The 19344-nt window shown below is 74.8% G+C and carries 16 protein-coding genes; 12 read left to right on the top strand and 4 right to left on the bottom strand.

The features are described from left to right. Nucleotides 1-95: 95 nt before the first annotated feature. The gene (locus ACWEFJ_RS35820) at nt 96-1202 is read right to left on the bottom strand and encodes a substrate-binding domain-containing protein (protein WP_378096538.1); all 1107 of its coding nucleotides are present in this window, start codon (nt 1200-1202) and stop codon (nt 96-98) included. Nucleotides 1203-1487: 285 nt separating this feature from the next. On the opposite strand from ACWEFJ_RS35820, the gene ACWEFJ_RS35815 reads away from it, so the two are divergent. From ACWEFJ_RS35815 to ACWEFJ_RS35785, 7 genes are all read left to right on the top strand, one after another. Continuing rightward, nucleotides 1488-3443: a DUF2264 domain-containing protein gene (locus tag ACWEFJ_RS35815; protein ID WP_449716486.1), complete on the top strand. Its 1956-nt coding sequence runs from the start codon at nt 1488-1490 to the stop codon at nt 3441-3443. A 71-nt stretch (nt 3444-3514) separates the two neighbouring features. After that, nucleotides 3515-4819 carry an ABC transporter substrate-binding protein gene (locus ACWEFJ_RS35810; protein ID WP_449716485.1) on the top strand — a complete coding sequence of 435 codons (1305 nt, stop codon included), beginning with the start codon at nt 3515-3517 and terminating at the stop codon, nt 4817-4819. 79 nt (nt 4820-4898) lie between these two features. Then, nucleotides 4899-5825, top strand: coding sequence for a carbohydrate ABC transporter permease (locus ACWEFJ_RS35805; protein WP_378096547.1), 927 nt, complete (start codon nt 4899-4901; stop codon nt 5823-5825). Further along, nucleotides 5825-6718 (top strand): carbohydrate ABC transporter permease, encoded by an 894-nt coding sequence (locus ACWEFJ_RS35800; RefSeq protein ID WP_449716484.1) that lies wholly within the window; start codon nt 5825-5827, stop codon nt 6716-6718. Before ACWEFJ_RS35805 ends, ACWEFJ_RS35800 begins: the two co-directional genes overlap by 1 nt. 4 nt (nt 6719-6722) lie before the next feature. After that, nucleotides 6723-7379 (top strand): hypothetical protein, encoded by a 657-nt coding sequence (locus tag ACWEFJ_RS35795; RefSeq protein ID WP_378096553.1) that lies wholly within the window; start codon nt 6723-6725, stop codon nt 7377-7379. Nucleotides 7380-7421: 42 nt separating this feature from the next. Then, complete coding sequence (locus ACWEFJ_RS35790; protein ID WP_378096556.1) at nt 7422-8609, top strand: glycoside hydrolase family 88 protein; 1188 nt, start codon at nt 7422-7424, stop codon at nt 8607-8609. Between the two features lie 82 nt (nt 8610-8691). Next, the gene (locus ACWEFJ_RS35785; RefSeq protein WP_449716483.1) at nt 8692-8841 is read left to right on the top strand and encodes a hypothetical protein; all 150 of its coding nucleotides are present in this window, start codon (nt 8692-8694) and stop codon (nt 8839-8841) included. Nucleotides 8842-9074: 233 nt separating this feature from the next. On the opposite strand, the gene ACWEFJ_RS35780 is transcribed toward ACWEFJ_RS35785, so the two are convergent. Further along, nucleotides 9075-9323, bottom strand: a complete 249-nt coding sequence (locus tag ACWEFJ_RS35780) for a DUF3040 domain-containing protein (protein ID WP_449716482.1) — start codon at nt 9321-9323, stop codon at nt 9075-9077. Nucleotides 9324-9493: 170 nt separating this feature from the next. Here ACWEFJ_RS35780 and ACWEFJ_RS35775 point away from each other — a divergent pair, with 170 nt between their 5' ends. After that, the gene (locus ACWEFJ_RS35775) at nt 9494-10675 is read left to right on the top strand and encodes a PucR family transcriptional regulator (RefSeq protein WP_449716481.1); all 1182 of its coding nucleotides are present in this window, start codon (nt 9494-9496) and stop codon (nt 10673-10675) included. Between the two features lie 57 nt (nt 10676-10732). Here the strand turns inward: ACWEFJ_RS35775 and ACWEFJ_RS35770 are convergent, their stop codons facing one another. Next, complete coding sequence (locus tag ACWEFJ_RS35770) at nt 10733-13510, bottom strand: GNAT family N-acetyltransferase (RefSeq protein ID WP_449716480.1); 2778 nt, start codon at nt 13508-13510, stop codon at nt 10733-10735. A gap of 169 nt (nt 13511-13679) precedes the next feature. Between ACWEFJ_RS35770 and ACWEFJ_RS35765 the strand changes: the two genes are divergently transcribed. Beyond that, nucleotides 13680-14360, top strand: coding sequence for a TVP38/TMEM64 family protein (locus ACWEFJ_RS35765; protein WP_449716479.1), 681 nt, complete (start codon nt 13680-13682; stop codon nt 14358-14360). 109 nt (nt 14361-14469) lie between these two features. Beyond that, nucleotides 14470-15288, top strand: a complete 819-nt coding sequence (locus tag ACWEFJ_RS35760) for a lipase family protein (RefSeq protein WP_378096863.1) — start codon at nt 14470-14472, stop codon at nt 15286-15288. Between the two features lie 49 nt (nt 15289-15337). Here the strand turns inward: ACWEFJ_RS35760 and ACWEFJ_RS35755 are convergent, their stop codons facing one another. Continuing rightward, the gene (locus ACWEFJ_RS35755) at nt 15338-16171 is read right to left on the bottom strand and encodes a siderophore-interacting protein (protein ID WP_449716478.1); all 834 of its coding nucleotides are present in this window, start codon (nt 16169-16171) and stop codon (nt 15338-15340) included. A gap of 196 nt (nt 16172-16367) precedes the next feature. On the opposite strand from ACWEFJ_RS35755, the gene ACWEFJ_RS35750 reads away from it, so the two are divergent. Next, nucleotides 16368-18386: an MDR family MFS transporter gene (locus ACWEFJ_RS35750; RefSeq protein ID WP_449716477.1), complete on the top strand. Its 2019-nt coding sequence runs from the start codon at nt 16368-16370 to the stop codon at nt 18384-18386. A 192-nt stretch (nt 18387-18578) separates the two neighbouring features. Further along, nucleotides 18579-19344: hemolysin family protein (locus ACWEFJ_RS35745; protein WP_449716476.1), on the top strand; the 766-nt coding region annotated here is incomplete at its 3' end.

Here is a 19344-nt window from a genome sequence, read left to right as displayed (position 1 = left end):
GACGACCGATGACCGGCTGCGCGCCGGTCCGCGACCGGTGAGCGGATCGCGGCAGCCGGGCGGTCGGGCAGCGGGGGCGGGGTCGCCGGTGCCGGTCAGGCCGGCGGCGCGGTCGAGTCGCGCACGCGCAGGGACGGGGTGACGACCACCCGGTGCGTCGGGCGGTCCGGGTCCTGCAGCCTCGCGGCCAGCAGCGACACCGCCGCCCGGCCGATGGAGCGCCGCGGCGGGCGCACGGCGGTCAGCGCGGGCGTGAACAGCGCCGCAACCTCGTCGTCGTAGGCCACGACCGACAACTCCGCCGGCACCCGGACGCCGCGTTGCTCGGCGCGCTGCACCAGGGCCATCGCCTCGGTGTCGGCGTGCACGAGCACCGCCGTCGTCCCCGTCGACGCCAACCCGTCCAGCACGTCGTCCAGCGCGGTGTCCCACCCGGCCACGCCCGGCCTCGGCACGGACCGGTCCACGGTCGCGCCCCGGTCCAGCCCGGCCCCCGCGCACGCGTCGGACCAGCCCCGGCGCACCTGCGGCGAGGTCGGGCTGTGCTCGCTCGTCACCACGCCCACCTTGCGGTGCCCCAACGCCACCAGGTGGTGCACCGCCATGGCCGCGCCCAGGGCGTGGTCGGACACCACCGACTCCACGACGGCCTGCCGGGGGCCGACCGTCGCCGTGCGCTCGACCAGCACGACCGGCGTGTCGATGGTGCTCAGCCACTCGATCGTCGCGGCCGCGGACGGCGCGGTCAGGCTCGGCGCGGCGATCAGCCCGCACACGTCCTCGTGGTCCAGCAACCGCTCCAACTGCGGCCGGTCGTCGGCGCTCTCGTAGGACGACCCGCGCAGCAGCACCCGTAACCCCTGCGCCGACGCCTCCTCCTCCGCGCCGCGCACCACTTCCGGCCAGTAGTAGTCGAGCGAGGGCACCAGCATGCCCGCGGCGCCCGGCCGGACCGGCTCGGCCGGGACGTCGAACGGCTGCGGCCCGGCCGACGGCGGCGCGGTGGCGGGCAGCGTCGCCCCGCCGTGCACCCGGCGCAGCAGGCCCTCGCCGTCGAGGTGGGCGATGTCGCGGCGCAGCGTCACCGCCGTGACGCCCATCCGCTCGCTGAGGTCGGAGATCCGGACCACGCCGTCGCGGTGCAGCGCCTCCAGGATCGAGGCCCGCCTCCGCGCGGCGAGCGTGCGCGACTCGGAGTTCACGACGCTCCCGTCGCCGGCCCGGCCGGCGCCCCGGCCGCACCGTCCCCCACACGCGCTCTCGTCACCGGACGCCCTCCTGTCGTCGATCTCGCGTCAATTATGTCGTCGGCCCGCCGCGGCACCTCGCGGCGACCGGCCGCGCGTCGTCGCGCGTCGGAAGGCGCCGTTGTGAGGCTTGACACGATCACTCGTGCACGTATTTACTGCTTAACGCACAAAGCGATCAAAAACGAAAGCACCTGTGCCGTTTTTGCTCGAACGCCTTCGGAGCTGAAGGACGACCACATGCCGCCGGAATCCCTCGTGAGGGCAGCCGCACCGCGGACCGCCTGGACCCGCGACGAGTGGGCGGGCACGGCCGACGCCCTCCTGCGCGCGGTGCGCCCGTTCGGCTCGCCCCGCCACGCGCGCGTCACCCTGCCCGGCCCGGCCGGCGGGTACGGGTCCGACGTGGACGGCCTGGAGGGCTTCGCGCGGACGTTCCTGCTGGCCGGGTTCCGGCTGGCGGGCGAGCGCGGCGCGGACCCGGACAACCTGGCCGAGTGGTACGCCGAGGGCATCGCCGCGGGCACCGACCCCGCCTCGCCGGAGCGCTGGGTGCGGCTGGACGAGCACGCGCAGGCCAAGGTCGAGGCCGCCTCGCTGGCCCTGGCGCTGGACCTGACCCGGCCGTGGCTGTGGGACCGGCTGGACGCGGGCGTGCGGGAGCGGGTCGTGGACTACCTCGCGCCGGCCGTGGGCGACCCGACCTACCCGCGGATCAACTGGGTGTGGTTCCGGCTGGTGGCGCAGGCGTTCCTGCGGTCGGTCGGCGGTCCGTGGTCGGCCGACGACGTCGAGGAGGACCTGGCCACCCACGACGGTTTCCTGCGCGAGGACGGCTGGATGGCGGACGGGCACGAGCGCGCGTTCGACCACTACGTCGGCTGGGCGCTGCACGTCTACCCGCAGCTGTGGTCGCGGATGGCCGGGGCCGAGGGCTTCGCCGAACCGCGCCGGGAGCGGGACGCGGCGCTGCTGGACCGCTTCCTGCTCGACGCGGTGCGGCTGGTGGGCGGGGACGGGTCGCCGCTGCTCCAGGGCCGCAGCCTGACCTACCGGTTCGCCGCCGCGGCCCCGTTCTGGGCCGGCGCGCTCGCCGGGGTCCCGTCCACCCCGCCCGGGGTGCTGCGCCGGGCGGCGTCGAGCGTGGTGCGGCACTTCGTGGACCGGGGCGCGCCCGACGACCGCGGCCTGCTGACCCTGGGCTGGCACGGGCCGTGGCCGCGCCTCGCCCAGTCCTACTCGGGACCGGGGTCGCCGTACTGGGCGGTGAAGGGCATGCTCGGCCTGCTGCTGCCCGCCGACCACCCCGTGTGGACGGGCGACGAGCAGCCGCTCCCGATCGAGCGCGGCGACTACGTCGACGTGATCAAGGCCCCGGGCTGGCTGGTCAGCGGCACGGCCGCGGACGGCGTGGTGCGCGTGGTCAACCACGGCACCGACCACGCGGTCCCCGGCGACACCAGGACCGACTCCCCGCTCTACGCCCGGTTCGGCTACTCCACCGCGACCAGCCCGCTGCTGGACGAGCGGAGCTGGGTCGATCCCCGCGACCAGTCCGTCGTGCTGCTCGACGCGGACGGGCGGGCGTCGCACCGGGCCGGCATGGACCTCGGCCCGGTCGAAGTCCTCGACGTCGGCGGCGTGACCGTCGGCCGCGCGTCGTCGTCCGGCGTGGTGCGGTGGGTCGAGCCCGACGAGACCCAGCAGCACCACGGGTCGGGCTGGACGGGCCGCCACCACGACGCCGGGACCGTCACCGTGCACTCGCTGGTCCGCGGCCCGTGGGAGGTCCGGCTGGTCCGCGTGGACGGGGTCGCCCGCGACCGCCCGCCCGCGGCCCTGCGGCTGACCGGCTGGCCCGTCGCGGGCGCGGGCGTCGACGTCCGGTCCACCGACGACCCCGCCGTCGAGGCCGACGACGGCACCCGCTCCACCCTCACCGTCCTGCTGGGACGGACCACCGACTCCGGCGTGTCCGTGCACGAGGACGCCGGCCCGCTGGGACCGGTCGCCGCCGTCCCGTGGGCACGCTGCCCCGTCGTCCCCGGCGAGTGGTGCGCCGTGCTGCTCGAACTGGCGCGCCACCCCGGGCCACCGTCCACCGGGCCGCAGCTCCGGCTCCGGCGCGTCGGGCCGACGACCTGGGTCACCACCCGGTGGCCCGACGGCGCGCAGACCCGCACCGCGCTGTCCTGACCGGCGGGCCGCCCACCCGGCACGGCCCCCACCCCCGCTCTCCCCGTGGCTCGACCAGGAAGTGAAGGACCATGCGACACCGCCGTTCCCGGTGGACCGCCCTCGCGGCCGCCGTCACCGCCCTCTCCCTCACCGCGACCGCGTGCGGTTCCGACGAGCCCGCCGACAGCGGCGGTCCGGTCACCCTCACGATGAGCGCGTGGAGCCTCAACACCACCCCGGAGTTCAAGAAGCTCGCCGAGGCGTTCCACGCGAGCAACCCCGACGTCACGGTGGAGTTCAAGGAGTACGACGCCACCAACTACGACACCCAGCTCACCGCCGACCTGGCCGCCGGCAGCGCGCCCGACGTGTACGTGCTGAAGAACCTCAAGAACTTCATCACCTACCAGTCGGGCGAGCAGCTGCTGGACGTCTCGGACGTCGCGGGCGGCCTCGGCGACGGCGTCAACGGCCTGGGCAACTACAAGGTGGACGGCGCGACGTACGCCGTGCCCTACCGCCAGGACTCCTGGTACCTGTACTACAACAAGGACCTCTTCGCGGCCGCCGGGGTGACGCCGCCCGCCGGGGCGTGGACGTGGGCGGAGTACGAGAAGGCCGCGGCGGACCTGACCGCGGGCCTCAAGGCCGCGGGCTCCCCGGCCAAGGCCGTCTACCAGCACGTCTGGCAGTCCACCGTGCAGGGCCTGGCGCTGGCCCAGACGCCCGGCGCGGACCTGCTCAGCGGTGACTACGGCTACCTCGCGCCGTACTACCGGCGCGCCCTGCAGCTCCAGGACGCCGGTTCGCAGGTGGACTACGGCACGGCCACCACGAACACCCTCCAGTACCAGGCGCAGTTCGGCACGCAGCAGGCCGCGATGATGCTCATGGGCAGCTGGTACGTGGCGACCCTGATCGCGCAGCAGAAGAAGGGCGACGCGCAGGCGTTCCAGTGGGGTTTCGCCCCGGCCCCGCAGCGCGACGCGAGCACGAAGGACAAGCCGGTCACCTTCGGCGACCCCACGGGCCTGGGCGTCAACGCCGCGATCGACGAGGGCAAGGTGGCGGCGGCCAAGGAGTTCCTGGCGTTCGTCTCCGGCGAGGGCGGCGCGACCGCGTTGGCGTCGATCGGCATCACGCCCGCCACCCTGACCGACCCGGTCGTGCAGGCGTACTTCGGCGTGGAGGGCGTGCCGTCCGACGAGCTGTCCCGCTTCTCCTTCACCACGCACGACACCCGCGCGGAGAACCCCGTCTCGCCGCAGACGGCCGCGTTGCAGAACATCCTGCAGGAGACCCACTCCGCGATCATGTCCCGGAGCACGCCGGTGGACGAGGCGCTCAAGCAGGCGGGCGAGCGGGCGCGCAGCGAGGTGCTCGAATCCCGATGACGCCGTGCGGGTCCGGCCCGACGCCGGCCGGGCCCGCACCGGTCCACCAGCACACCACCCGACCAGGAGCACAACGCCGATGAGCACCACGACGGTCGGCCGCCCGCGCGGCACCGCGGCGGACCGCGCCAGGCGGTCGCACCGGGCCCGCCGGTCACTGCAGGGCGTGTCGTTCGTCCTGCCGAACTTCCTCGGCTTCGGCCTGCTCACCCTGGGGCCGGTCGTCGCGCTGTTCTACATCTCCTTCACCAACTGGAACGTGTTCGGCACGGCCAAGTGGATCGGGCTGGACAACTTCACCCGGCTGCTCAAGGACGCGAGCTTCCACCGGGCGCTGCTCAACACCCTGTACTACTCCGCGTTCCACATCCCGCTCACGCTCGCCCTCTCGCTCGGGCTGGCGCTGCTGCTCAACCGCAAGCTGCGCGGGGTGGCGTTCTTCCGCACGGCCGCGTTCTTCCCCTACGTGACCTCGATCGTGGCCATCGCGATCGCGTGGAACCTGCTGTTCAGCCGGGACGCCGGGCCGATCAACCAGATCCTCGGCCTGGTCGGGGTCGACGACCCGCCCGGCTGGACCGCGTCGTCGGACTGGGCCATGCCCGCCGTGATCGTCGTCGGCGTCTGGCGCGAGATGGGCTACTACATGCTGCTGTTCCTGGCCGGGTTGCAGACCGTGCCGCCGGAACTGCACGAGGCCGCCCGCATCGACGGCGCGAACGCCTGGCAGCGCTTCCGCAACGTCACCCTGCCCTGCCTGCGCCCCACCACGTTCTTCGTCACCGTGATGCTCACCATCGGCAGCTTCAAGGTCTTCGACCTGATCCTGGTCATGACCAACGGCGGACCCGGCCAGTCCACCCTGGTGCTGTCCCAGTACATCTACCAGAAGGGCCTGGTCGAGAACCGGTTCGGCTACGCCTCGGCCATCTCCGTCGTGCTGTTCCTGCTCTGCATGGCGGTCACCGTCGTGCAGTTCCTCGTCAACCGCAGGAGGAACGCCTGATGGCCGCCCCGAACACCCTCGCCGACGCGACCGTCCCGGACGTCGTCGCGCCCCCGGACCGGCGCGACCGGCGGAGCCGCGCGGCGGGCCGGGTCGTGGGCTACGCCGTCCTGGCGCTGGCGGCGGCCGGGCTGCTGCTGCCGTTCTTCTGGATGGTCTCGTCGTCGTTGAAGACCGACAACGCCGTCTTCGCCATCCCCGTGCGCTGGTTCCCCGACTCGCCGCAGTGGTCGAACTACCTGGAGATCTGGCGCGTCTCCGACCTGGTGGTGTGGTTGAAGAACACCGTCTTCCTGTCGTTCGTGGTGACCGTGCTGCAGCTGTTCACCGGCAGCTTCGCCGCCTACGGGTTCGCCAAGGCCCGCTTCCCCGGCCGCGACCTGCTGTTCCTGCTCTACATCGGCACGATCGCGGTGCCGTGGCAGGCGTACATGATCCCGCAGTTCATCATGATGTCCGAGGTCGGCCTGACCAACACCCTGTGGTCGATCGTCGCGTTGCAGGCGTTCGGCGCGTTCGGCGTGTTCCTCATGCGCCAGTACTACGCGACCATCCCCGACGAGCTGTGCGAGGCCGCGCGCGTGGACGGCCTGAGCGAGTACGGCATCTACTTCCGGATCATGCTGCCGCTGTCGGCGCCCGCGCTGGCCGGCCTGGCCCTGCTGACGTTCGTCACCACCTGGAACGACTACCTCGGCCCGCTGATCTACCTGCGCGACCCCGACCTGTGGACCATCCAGCTCGGCCTCAAGTCGTTCGTCAGCGAGTACAACGCCGAGCACGCGTTGATCATGACCGGCTCGGTGCTGTCCGTGCTGCCCATCGCGGTCGTGTTCCTGCTCGGCCAGCGGTACTTCGTCCAGGGCATCGCCACCAGCGGGATGAAGGGCTGACGACGTGACCCACGAGACCTACGACCGGATCTTCACCACCGCCTACGCCCTGCTGGCCACCGGCGTGCTCGTGGTGCTCGCCGCCGCGCCGTTCCTGGCCGTGCTGCTGTTCACGCCGGTCACGACCAGCTGGCCGCTGCTGGTGCCCACCGCGCCGGTCCTCGGCCCGGCCGTGGCCGCCGCGCACGCCGTGTTCGCCGCCACCGCGCGGGACGGCGGCGCGCCGGTCGTCCGGGGCTTCGGGCGCGCGTGGCGCCGGCACGCCCGCCGGTCCTCGGCCGTGGCCGCCGCCGCTGCCGCCGTGCTGGTGGTGCTGGTCGTGGACGTCCACGCCGCCTGGGGCAGCCCGGTCGGGGCCGTCGCGATCCCGGTGCTGGTCGTGCTCGTCGCGCTCACCGCGGCGACCGCGCTGGTCGCGCTCACCGCCGTGGTCGAGCACCCCGACGTGCCCGTCCGGCGGCTGGCGAAGGCGTGCCTGTTCCTCGCGGTCCGGCGCGCACACTTCACCGCGGTGTCGCTGGCGGCCCTGTGGGTGCTCGCGGCCGCGGTCGCCGCCCTGCCGGTGCCGGCGCTCGCCCTGCTCACCGGTCCCGCCCTCTACGTCGTGTGGGTGGGCAGCCGCGCGACCCTGCGGCCGCTCGGCCCGCTCGCGGCGCGCTGACCCGCGCCCACCCGTCCCGTCACCCCGTTCCGAGGGAGAAGCATGACCGCGGAAGCACACCGCGCCGCACCGACCACCACCGATCAGCCGGCCGCGGCCTGGGACGCCGCGGTGGCGACCGTCCGGCGCAACATCGCCGACTTCGACGCCTGGTACCCCGACGACACGACCACCGCCGGCGCCTACCGGCCCCGCACCCCGCGCGGCGGTCAACCCGAGGGGGCCAACGCGGGGTGGACGACCGGTTTCTGGCCGGGGATGCTGTGGCTCACCTGGGAGGGGACCGGCGACGAGGACGTGCTGGCGGCCGCCCGTCGCCAGGTCGACAGCTTCGCGGACCGCGTCGAGCGCGGCATCGACCTGGAGACCCACGACCTCGGGTTCCTGTACACGCTGTCGTGCGTGACGCCGTGGCGGCTGCTCGGTGACGACCGGGCGCGGCAGGCCGCGCTGGCGGCCGCCGGGCACCTGATGCGCCGGTTCCTGGAGCCCGCGGGCATCGTGCAGGCGTGGGGCGACCTGGCCGACCCGAGGCAGCGCGGCCGGACCATCATCGACAGCCTGATGAACATGCCGCTGCTGTACTGGGCGGGCGAGGCGACCGGCTCGGGGCACTTCGCCGACGCCGCCGTCCGCCACACCGAGCAGTTGCGGCGGCACATCATCCGGCCGGACGGCACCACGTTCCACACGTTCTACTGGGACGCCGAGACCGGCGAGCCCCTGCGCGGCGCGACCGAGCAGGGCCACCGGGACGGGTCGTGCTGGGCGCGCGGGCAGGCGTGGGGCGTCTACGGGTTCGCGCTGGGCTACCGGCACGCGGGGGAGCCCGCGTTCCTCGACGCGGCCCGGCGGTGCGCGGACCACTTCCTCTCCCGCCTGCCCGACGACCGGGTGGCCTACTGGGACCTCGTGTTCGCCGACGGCAGCGGCGAGGAGCGCGACTCCTCGGCCGCCGCCATCGCGGTGTGCGGGCTGTACGAGCTGGCGGACCACCTGGAGGACCGGGACGCCGCGGTGCGGTACCGGGCCGAGGGGGACGCCATCCTGGCCGCGCTCGCGGCGGGCTACGCGCCCGCGTCCGCCACCCCGGCCGCCCCGTTGCTGCTGCACGGCGTCTACGACAAGCCCAAGAACGTCGGCGTGGACGAGGGCACCCTGTGGGGCGACTACTTCTACCTGGAAGCCCTGTCCCGCCGGTTGCGCGCGGACTGGCGCAGCTACTGGTGAGGCGGGTGACGCACCTCATCGTTTGACCGTGCCGGGCGGCGGAAACCTCCGAAGGGCGTAACCGGTTCCACCTGGAGGCACGATGCACGAGACGGACACGGGGCACCCGGTCGCCAACCCCCGCCGGACCAGGTTGGGCGCGGACTGGACCGCCCGCTCCGCGACCGCGCCCGAGCGGTCGACCCCCGCGCCGAACCCCGCGCCGGGCGAGGGCGAACGCGCCGTCGGCTGACCCGCCCCAGCCGCTCACCCCGCGGCACGCCCGACGCGGCCGGCGGCGTGGGCGGCCCCCGCCGATCGACCCCGCCCGGCGGCTCGCCGTCCCCGCCGTCCGTCAGGTCGAACACCGTCCGACGCCCCGCCGGCGTGGCGCGTCGGGCCGGAGGGTGCGCTCCCCGAGGCGATCGTCGGGCCCGCCGAAGGCCGGGGACGTGTGCGCGCCCCGTGTGACCCGGGGATCGCCCGTCACCACGGCTCCCGCAGGCGTGCCGCGAAGTCCGGGTCCTCGGCGGCCAGCCGCCGTTCGACCTCCCGCAACGCCTTCCGCTCCCGCCGGGTCAGCCGGACGCGTCCCGGCCGGGCCGCCGCGAGCCGGTGCCGCGCGCCGACCCCGGCGGTGACCAGGCCGGTGGCGAGCGCGGTCGCCATCGCCGGTGTCCGGGCCGCGGACGCGATCAGCAGCCCGACGAGCACGCTCCACAACGGCCACCGCATCCCGACTCCTCCCCGTCGCCCGCTTCGATGCTCGCGCGGCGGCACGGGCGGCGGAAGGGCCGGAGGAGGCCGAAGACGCGGACGGCTGCTTGCCGGACACCGGCAACCGGTTCGACCGTTCACCGCCGTTCCGGCCCTCTCCGGCGGCCGGGGTTGCCAGACTCGTGCGCATGGCGCGAACCAGGCGGGCCTCCACGCCCGAGCACGAGCCGGGGCGGTGGGCGGAGATCGCCGACCGCGCGGCCCGGTACGCCAACGGCGTGCCCACCGACCTCCTCCGCGGCTACCTCGAAGGGCTGGACGAGGTCAGCGCGACCGGGCGGCGGCTGCGCCCGACCCAGTTGCGGGTCCGGCGCGAGGCGGGCGCGCGGGCGGCGGAGCGCGGCGTGCCCCTGCGCGGGGTGATCGACCTGCACCTGAGCGCCACCCGGTTGGCGTGGGCGTCGCTGTCGGGGGTGCGGGACGCGGTCGGCGCGGACGCCGTCCGGACGGCGGGGGAGGCGGTGCTGAAGGCCGCCGACGCCGCCGTGGTCGCCGTCGCCGAGGGCTACGAGGAGGCGCAGCGCTGGGCGGTGCGCCAGGAGGAGTCGTTCCGCCGCGAGTTCGTCGACGACCTGCTCGACGGGCGCAACCTGGGTCAGCTGGCCGAACGCGCGGAGCGGTTCGGGTTCCGGCTGGCCGGCGGCAACGTCGTCGCGGCCGTCCGCTCCGCGCGGCCGATCGTGGACGGCGGCGAGGTGGCCCGTGCCGTGGAGGCGTCGCCGGGCCTGCGCCGGGACTCCCGCGACGTCCTGGTCACCACCAAGGACGGCCTGCTGGTCTGCGTCGCGCCCGACGTGATGACCGACGTGCCGGACGAGTTCACGCGGCAGGTCGCCGCCGCGCTCGGCGACACGGCGTGGCGGGTCGGGCTCGGCCGCGCCCACTCCGGGCCCGGCGGCGTGGTGCGGTCGTTCGAGCAGGCCAGGTACGCCCTGGACCTCGCCGAGCGGCTGGACCTGCCCGGACGCCTGCACAAGGCCGTGGACCTGCTGGTCTACCAGGTGCTGCTGCGCGACAGCGCCGCGCTGGCCGACCTGGTGTCGGTCGTCCTGGAGCCCCTGCGCGACGTGCGGGGCGGTCCGGGACCCCTGCTGGACACGCTGTCGGCCTACTTCGCCCACGGCCGGGTCGCGGCGGCCTGCGCCCGCGAGCTGCACCTGGGCGTGCGCACGGTGACCTACCGCCTGCAACGCGTCGCGGAACTCACCGGTCACCACGTGGACGACCCGGTGCAGGCGTTGTCGCTCCAGGTCGCGGTGCTGGGCGCGAAGCTGCTCGACTGGCCGTGGCCCGAGGACCAGTCGCCGTGACGGCGGGGCGGGCGGCTCGCCGACGTCGTGGCCCGGACCCGGTGCCGGCCGAACCCGTCACGGCGTCGCGATCCGCGCGATGAGCGGCGCGGCCTCCGACTTCCGGTTGTCCTCCAGCACCGCGATCGCGCGCGACAGCAGGTCGGTCGACGGGTGGCCCGGGTCGGAGGCGAGCAGCAGGTCGCGCAGCCGGCGGCACGACCGCGCGGCGTAGTTCAGGTTCTCGGCCCGGTAGTGCAGCGCCACCGCCCGGCGCAGGTGCGCCTCGGCCAGGTCGTCGCGGCCGGTGGTCGACTCCAGGTCGGCCATCGAGTCGGCGACGTGCGCGAGCCCGTAGGCGTTGTCGGACCTGGCGTAGAGCTGCTGGGCGAGCCCGTGGTGACGCCTGGCCTCGACCGGGTCGCCCAGGGCCTGGCAGGTGCGGCCGAGGAGGCGGAAGGTGCCGGCCGTGGCCGCGTCGTCGCCCAGCCCGGCGTAGAGCTTGAGCGCCTCCGACGCCGAGTCGAACGCGTCCGCGAACGCGCCCGCGCGCAGCCGCACGTCGGCGAGGCCGTTGAGCGCGTTCGCCCGACCCGGCACGTCGCCCAGCTCCTCGAGCGCTTCGAGCGCGGTCGTGTACTCCGCGATCGAGGCCGCGTGGTCGCCGCTCTCGCCGAGCGCCCGCGCGAGCGACTGCCTCAGCCGGACCTCCACCGACCGCTCGCCGAGCCGCGCGGCCGCCGCGACCGCGTCGGCGCAGGTGGCGATCCAGTCCCGCAGGCGCGCGGTCAGGTAGGCGTAGTTGGGGATCGTCCACGCCAGCTGCCACGTGTAGGGGTGGAGCTGCTCGGCCGTGGCGAGCGCGATGGCGGCGAGCAGGTTGTCGTACTCGGCGGTGAACCAGGCCATCGCGTCGGACCGGCCGGCGAGCACCGGCAGCAGCTCGGGCCGAAGGCACGGCGCGAGCGCCACCTGCCGGCGGTGGTCGTTGATCAGGCGGTCGGCGCGGTGGGCCGCGTGCAGCAGGTGGTTGAGCAGCGCGACCAGGACGTCCGCGCGGCGGCCCGGCGCGTCGTGCCGCCGGGTCATCTCCAGGCCGTAGGCGTGGGCCAGGGTGTGGAAGGAGTAGTGGGTGGCCGTGGTGCGGCCCAGCAGGTGGCAGCGCACCAACTCGGTGAGCGTCTCCCTGGCCTGGAACTGGTCGTGCCCGGTCATCGCGGCGGCGGACGCCACGTCGATCGCGGAGCCGGGGAACAGGGCCAGGATCCGGAAGCCCTCCGCCATGGCGGGGGACAGGTTGTCGTAGGACAGGGAGAACACCGCGCGCAGGTCGCCCGCGTCCGCCAGCCGCAGGACGTCCAGCGCCTCGCTCTTGCTCTCCAGCGCCCGGACGATGGTGGCGAGCGAGTTCGCGGGGTCGTCGACGGCCCGGGCGGCCACGACGCTCAACGCCAGCGGGTGCCCGCCGCACGCGGCCACGACCCGGTCCACGGCCGCGCGCTCGGCCTGGACGCGGTGGTGCCCCAGGCGCTGTTCGAGCAGGTGGACGGACTCCTCGTCGCTGAGGGGCGGCAGGGGGACGCGCTCGGCGTCGTGGTGCACGACCAGGCCGTACAGGCGGTGGCGCGCGGTCACGACGGTGAAGCAACCGCGCGAGCGGGGCAGCAGCGGCCGGACCTGCTCGCTCTCGCGCACGTTGTCGATGATCAACAGGAGTCGCCGGTCGTCCAGCGTGCTGCGCAGCAACGCCAACCGGTCGTCGGGGTCGGACGGGATGGACGACGGCGGCACGTGCAGCGCGCCGAGGATCATCCGGGCCGCCGCCTCCGGCGTGACCGCCTCCCGCGTGGGGTCGAACCCACGCAGGTCGACGTACACCTGGCCGTCCGGGAACAGGTCCCGCGCGGTGTCCCCCCACCACACCGCCAGCGTGGTCTTGCCGATGCCCGGCTGGCCGTCCAGGACGCACAGCCGGCTGCCCGACGCGGCCCCGGCCAGCGCGTCGAGCCGGTCGAGCTGCGCCTGCCTGCCGATCATGCGCTGCACGCCGAACGGCAGGTTGTTGGGCGTCGTGGCCCGGGCGGGCGCCTGGTGGACGGTGATCGGACCGTTGACGACCCCGGCCTGGACCACCGTCCCGATCGTCCCGGCGCCGGCGTGGTTGCCCGCGGCGAAGGCCGCGCCCGATAAGCTCGCGTCGGCGGGCCGGATGCGCTTCAGCATCTCCTCCAGGTGGCCCTCCGCCGCCACGTCCGCGTAATAGCCCCGGTACAGGTCGGTGAGCACGCGCGCCACGTCGTCCGGACCCGGCGCGGTGTCGTCGCGGACGCCCCGCCACAGCAGGAGCATCGGCACCAGCCCGCCGGGGTGGGCGAGGTCGGGCATCGAGTAGTCGCGCAGCGACGTCACCGGCCGTGCGCCCCACCGCTCGTAGAAGGCCAGCCGCCGGGCCGGCAGCGGGTCGTGGCCCGGCGCGCGGGCCGGGTCCTCGACCTCCAGCGCGATGCCGCGCACCGCCGGTTCGGCCCGCAGGTCGTCGGCGACCGCGGCGAGCAGCGCCGCCCCCGCGCCCGAACCCCGCGCCGAGGACAGCACGGCCAGGTACTCCAGGTAGGCGGCCCGAGCCGTGGGCAGGGACAACGCCGTGGCGAACCCGATCAGGCGGTCGTCGACCGAGTGCGCCGTCCACAGCCACGGGCCGTCGCGGCGGGCGACCGTGTCGTGCGCGCCCCGCTCGGTCGGGGGGAACGCCTCCTCCCGGATCGCGTCGATCCGGTCGCGGTCCCCGGGCGGCACGTCCGGCCACGCGCGGCGGCGGATCGACAACCGGGCCGGCCCGGCACGACGCTCGTCCATGCAGTGGGATGCTACCGCCGCGGAGGGCTGCCACCTGGCGATATGCCGGGGCGGACGCGGTTGCGGACCCGGTCGGGGAGCGCGCGCGACCCGCCCGGACGGCGTCCCCGGCGCGACGACCTCCCCCGGGCGACCGGCGACCGCGGGCGCATCGGGTAGGAACTGCGGTATGGGATCGGGGCAGCGGCGGCACGTCCGGGTGATCGGCCTGGCGGTGGCGGTGGCGGCGCTGGCCGGCGCGGCCGCGTTCGCCGACCTGCCCGGACCGGACCGCCTCCGCGACTGGGCGGACGACCGGGGTCCGTGGGGACCGGTCGCGTTCGTGCTGCTGTGCGCGGTGGGCACGGCCGCGTTCTTCCCGAAGCCCGTGCTGGCGACGGCGTCGGGCCTGCTGTTCGGGGTCCTGCCGGGCCTGGTGGTCGCGGTCGTCGGCTGCACGGCGGGCGCGCTGATCGCCTTCGGGGCCGCCCGCCTCCTCGGCCGCCGGTCCGTCGCGCGGTGGCTCGGCTCCGGCCGGCTCGCGACCCTCGACGCCGTGTTCGCGCGCCACGGCCTGGCCGCCACCGTGGTGCTGCGCCTGCTGCCGGTGGTCCCGTTCGCGGTGTCCAACTACGGCGCGGGCGTCACGTCCGTCGCCCCCGCCTCGTTCGCCGCCGGCACGGCGCTGGGCCTGGCGCCGACCACCGCCCTGGCCGTCGTCCTCGGCGACGGCGCGGCCGACCCGTGGTCGGCGAGGTCGATCGCGGCCGCGGCGGCATGGCTGGCGCTGACCGCGATCGGGGGCGTGTGGGGCGGCCTGCTGCTCCGCCGGGCGCGCCGGTCGCCCGACGACCCGGTGCGGACCGCCTGACGGCCACCGGCGCGTCACCGGAACCGGTGCACTTCGCCGCCGGCCCGCGCCGCGCGCCCACCACCGGGGCACGCTGGGGTCGAAGCACCCGACGACGAGGAGCCCGGTCATGCCCGTCCAGACCTTCGACCACACCGCCACCGGCTACAGCGTGCGGCAGGCGCTCCGGATGGCCGAGGCGGCGAAGCTGGCCTACCAGTCGCCCGAGGAGGTCGAGCGGACCGCCCGCGAGTGGGGCTTCGACCGGGTGCGCCACCACGAGACGGCGTTCCGGCCGCCGTTCCCGCTGGAGGACACCCAGGCGTTCACCCTGGGCAGCGACCGCATGATCGTCACCGCGTTCCGCGGCACCGAGCCGAAGAAGATCCAGGACTGGCTCTCCGACGGCACCACCCCGCCGTGGCCCGGCCCGGCCGGCCGGGGCTTCGTGCACTACGGCTTCGCCGAGGCGCTCGACTCCGTCTACCCCGGCGTGCGGGACGCGATCGTGGAGTTCCGCGACCGCGACCAGACGATCTGGTTCACCGGCCACAGCCTGGGCGGTGCGCTGGCGTCGCTGGCCGCGATGCGGCTGCACTTCGAGGACCCCCGGCTGCTCGCCGACGGCGTCTACACCTTCGGCCAGCCCCGGGTGTGCGACCCCGGCCTGGCCAAGGCCCACGACGAGGCGTTCGCCGACCGCACCCACCGGTTCGTCAACAACAACGACGTGGTCGCGCTCCTGCCGCCCGAACCGGCCTTCCACCACATCCGCACGCTGCACTACCTCGACTCCGCCGGCCGCCTGCGGGACCGGATGCCGGTGGTCGCCGGGCTCGCCGACCGCGCCAAGGGCCTGACCGCCGACCCGTTCTCGCCCGCCTCCGACGGCATCCGGGACCACCTGATGAAGAACTACCTGGCGGCCCTGGAGAAGAACCTCGACTGACGGCCGGCCGCCACCCCCGTCGAGCCGTGGGCTCGGCCGCGATCGTCCGCTACACCCGCGCCGAGCCGAGCTTCCAGTAGCCGCTGAACATCACCGACCGGCGGTCCACGCCCCGTTCCTTCACCAGGTGGCGGCGGACGCCCGTGGCCAACGCCGACTCGCCGCAGACCCAGGCGTAGTCCGGGGCGGGCCCGGGCAGCGCGGCCACGGCCGGCAGCACGTGCGAGCCCGGCGCGTCGTCGCCCCGGCACAGCCAGGTGACCGGCGCGTCGAACGCCACCCGGTACTCCTCCGAGGGCACCTCGGCGAAGATCCGCGCGTCCGCCGGCGCCCCCGCCTCCACGATCGCGGCCAGCGCGGGCAGCGCGGTCTCGTCGGCGACCAGCAGCACCGCGCCGCCGGACGGCGGGCGGTACCCCGAGTTGCCCGCCCGGAAGCCCACGGACTGGCCGACTTCGGCCCTCCTCGCCCACCGGGTGCCCGGCCCGGCGTCCCCGTGCAGCACGAAGTCCACGTCGATCTCGCGCGCCTCGGGCCGGTGCGCGCGCACGGTGTACCACCGCAGGTCGGGGCGGTCGGCTTCGGGCAGGGCGCGGATCGCCGTGCGGACGTTGACCCGGTCCTCGTCCGGCATCGTCAACGGCCGGCCGGGCGGTGGCATGACGAGCCCGAAGCACTCGTCCGGGCCGGTGGGCCGGAAGTCGGCGAACCCGTCCGCCCGGAACGTCACCCGCCGCAGGTGCGGCGTGAGGTCCGCGACCGCCACGACCTCCATCACGAACTGGTCGAACACCTCCCGCTGGTTGGCGGGGGCCGTCACCAGGGCGGCCGCCTTGGTGAGCACCTTGAGCTGCAGCTGGTCCAACGTCGAGTACCGGGGCATGCAGGTTAGCCTAACCTAATCATGTCCGCCTGGGGATCACCCCACGGTCACGCCCCCGGCCCGGTCGCGCGGCCGTTCGCGCTCGCCGTGAGGCGCCCGTGCCCCCGAATCGGGCACGTCCCGTGGCGCGGACGTCCCGGCGCGCGGTGATCACCCGGCCGTGGGCCGCGGCGGGCGGGGCCGCGGTGCCGGACCTATGGTCGGGGCACGGGAGGTCCACGTGGTCGAACGGGTCGAGGTCGGGCGCGGGGCACAGCGCGCCGTCGTCTCGGTGATCATGCTCGGGATGCTGCTCGCCGCGCTGGACCAGACGATCGTGGCGACCGCGCTGCCCACCATCGTGAGCGACCTCGGCGGCGCGGGGCACCTGTCCTGGGTGGTCACCTCGTACCTGCTCGCCGAGACCGTCATGACCGCCCTGATCGGCAAGTTCGGCGACCTGTTCGGGCGCAAGCGCGCGTTCCTGGCGAGCGTCGCGCTGTTCCTGGTGGGCTCGTTCCTGTGCGGCTGGGCCGACTCGATGACCTGGCTGATCCTCGCCCGCGCGGTGCAGGGCCTCGGCGCGGGCGGGCTCATGGTGACCTCGGCGGCGGTGATCGCCGACGTCGTGCCGCTGTCGGAACGGGGCAAGTACCAGGGGTTCATCGGCGCGGTGTTCGGCGTCGCCACCGTCGTCGGCCCGCTGCTCGGCGGCCTGTTCGTGGACCACCTGAGCTGGCGCTGGGCGTTCTACGTGAACCTGCCGCTGGGCCTGGTGGTCCTGGCCGTCGGCGCGGCCGCGCTGCCCGGCGTGCGCGACGCGGGCCGGCCGAGGATCGACTACGCGGGCATCCTGCTCATCGGCCTCGCCGCGACCGGACTCACCCTGGTCACGAGCTGGGGCGGCGTGGAGTACCCGTGGGGGTCGCCGACGATCCTGTGGATGGCGGCCGGGTCGCTGGTCGCGCTGGGCCTGTTCGTGGTGGTCGAGACCCGCGCGGCCGAGCCGATGCTGCCGATGCGGCTGTTCCGGAGCCGCGTGTTCACCGTGTGCACGGTGCTGAGCTTCGTCGTCGGGTTCGCCATGCTCGGCGGCGTCACGTTCCTGCCGACGTACCTGCAGTACGTGCACGGCGCGTCGGCGACCCGGTCGGGCCTGCAGATGCTGCCGCTCGTCGTCGGCCTGCTCATCGCCTCCGTCACCACCGGCAACGTCATCAGCAAGACCGGCCGCTACCGCGCGTTCCCGCTGGTCGGCAGCCTGCTCATGGTGACCGGGCTGCTCCTGCTCTCGCGGTTGCGGCCGGACACCCCGTTCTGGCAGGCGTCGGCGTACATGCTCGTGCTCGGGCTGGGCGTCGGCATGTGCATGCCCGTGGCGATGGTCGTCGTGCAGAGCACCAGCAGCTACGAGGACCTGGGGGTCGCCACGTCCGGCGTGAGCTTCCTGCGCACGCTGGGCAGCTCGTTCGGGGTGGCGGTGTTCGGCACGGTGTACGCGAGCCGCCTGCCGGACAACCTCGCCGCCGCGATCCCGCCGGGCGTCGACCCGGCCGCGGCGGCGAACGTGCAGGCCCTGCACGCCCTGCCGGACCAGCTCAAGGCCCCGATCGTCGCCGCCTACGCGGACACCCTGCACGCGGTGTTCCTGTCCGCCGCCCCGGTCGCCGCGGTGGCGTTCGCGGTCGCGCTGTTCCTCCGCGAGGTGCCGCTGCGCGACACCGCCCGCGCCGCCGCCACCGAGGTGGGCGACAACTTCGCCGCGCCGCACACGTCCGACTCCGGGCACGAGCTGGAGAAGCTGGTGGCGCTCATCGTCAGCCGGGAGCGCCGCGACCCCACGCCGGACGTGCTGCGCGAGTCCGGCGTCCCGCTCACCCACGCCCAGGCGTGGCTGCTGGTCCGGGTGTTCCGCCAGAGCGTCGACCGCGGCCACTCCACGCTCGACCGCCTGGCCCGTGACACCGGCGTGCCCGCAGGCGTGTTCGAACCGGTGGCGCGGCAGCTCCAGACCAGGGGCTACGTGACGGAGTCGGCGGGCGGGTACCGCTTCACGCCCGAGGGCACCGGGGTGTTCACCGACCTGGTCGCGGCCTGGCGGCGGTGGCTGCTGGTCAAGCTGACGGACTGGCACTGCGACGACCGCGAGTTCACCGACGCGGTGGAACGGGTCGCCACGGAACTGACCGTGACCGGCCGATCCCTGACCACGGGCCGTCACGCCGCCGTCGGCTGACCGCGTCGGGCGGACGAGCGCCGCGCGCCTGCGCACCGTGCCCGGGCGTGACCGCGGTCGTCTCGCAGTCGGCGAACGCGGTCGCCGGCGTCCGGGCGCACGGCGGTGCGGCGGGTCGCCGTGCGGGACGGGTCGCCGCACATGACCGACCCGCCGGTTGCGGGACGGCTCCGGGCGGGTATGGAGTCGGGTGTGGACGGGTACGGGTGGACGATCGCGCTGGTCGCGGTGTTGGTGCTGCTGAACGCGTTGTTCTCGGGCAGCGAGATGGCGTTGATCAGCCTGCGGGAGGGGCAGCTGCGGTCGTTGGAGCGCGACGACCGGGCCTCGGCGAAGACGCTCGTGCGGCTGGCGCGCGACCCGAACCGGTTCCTGGCCACGATCCAGATCGGCATCACGCTGGCCGGGTTCCTGGCCTCGGCGACGGCGGCGGTGTCGTTGGCCGCGCCGCTCGTGCCGCTGCTGTCGTTCCTCGGCGACGCGGCGAACCCGGTGGCGATCGCCCTGGTCACGGTGGTGCTGACGTTCCTGACCCTGGTGTTCGGGGAGCTGGCCCCGAAGCGGCTGGCCATGCAGTACGCGCTGCGGTGGGCGCTGCTCGCGGCCCGGCCGCTGCACGTGCTGTCGGCCGCGTCACGACCGGCGGTGTGGGCGTTGAGCGCGTCCACGAACGTGGTGGTCCGGCTGTTCGGCGGCAAGCCGGAGGCGGAGTCCGAGCAGATGTCCGCCGACGAGCTGCGCGAGCTGGTGTCGGCCCAGCGCGGCCTCAACGCCGAGCAGCGCATGATCATGACCGGGGCGCTGGAGATCAGCGAGCGCCGGCTGCGCGAGGTGCTGGTGCCGCGCCGCGCCGTGGTGACGCTGGACGCCGACCTCGACGTGCCGTCCGCCCGCGCCGAGCTGGCCGCCTCGGGCCACTCCCGCGCGCCGGTCGCGCGCGGCGGGCACCTGGACGACG

The sequence above is a fragment of the Actinosynnema sp. NPDC004786 genome (genome assembly GCF_053601135.1).
The sequence above is the reverse complement of the archived record's forward strand: the minus strand, read 5'-3'. Positions and strand labels throughout refer to the sequence as shown.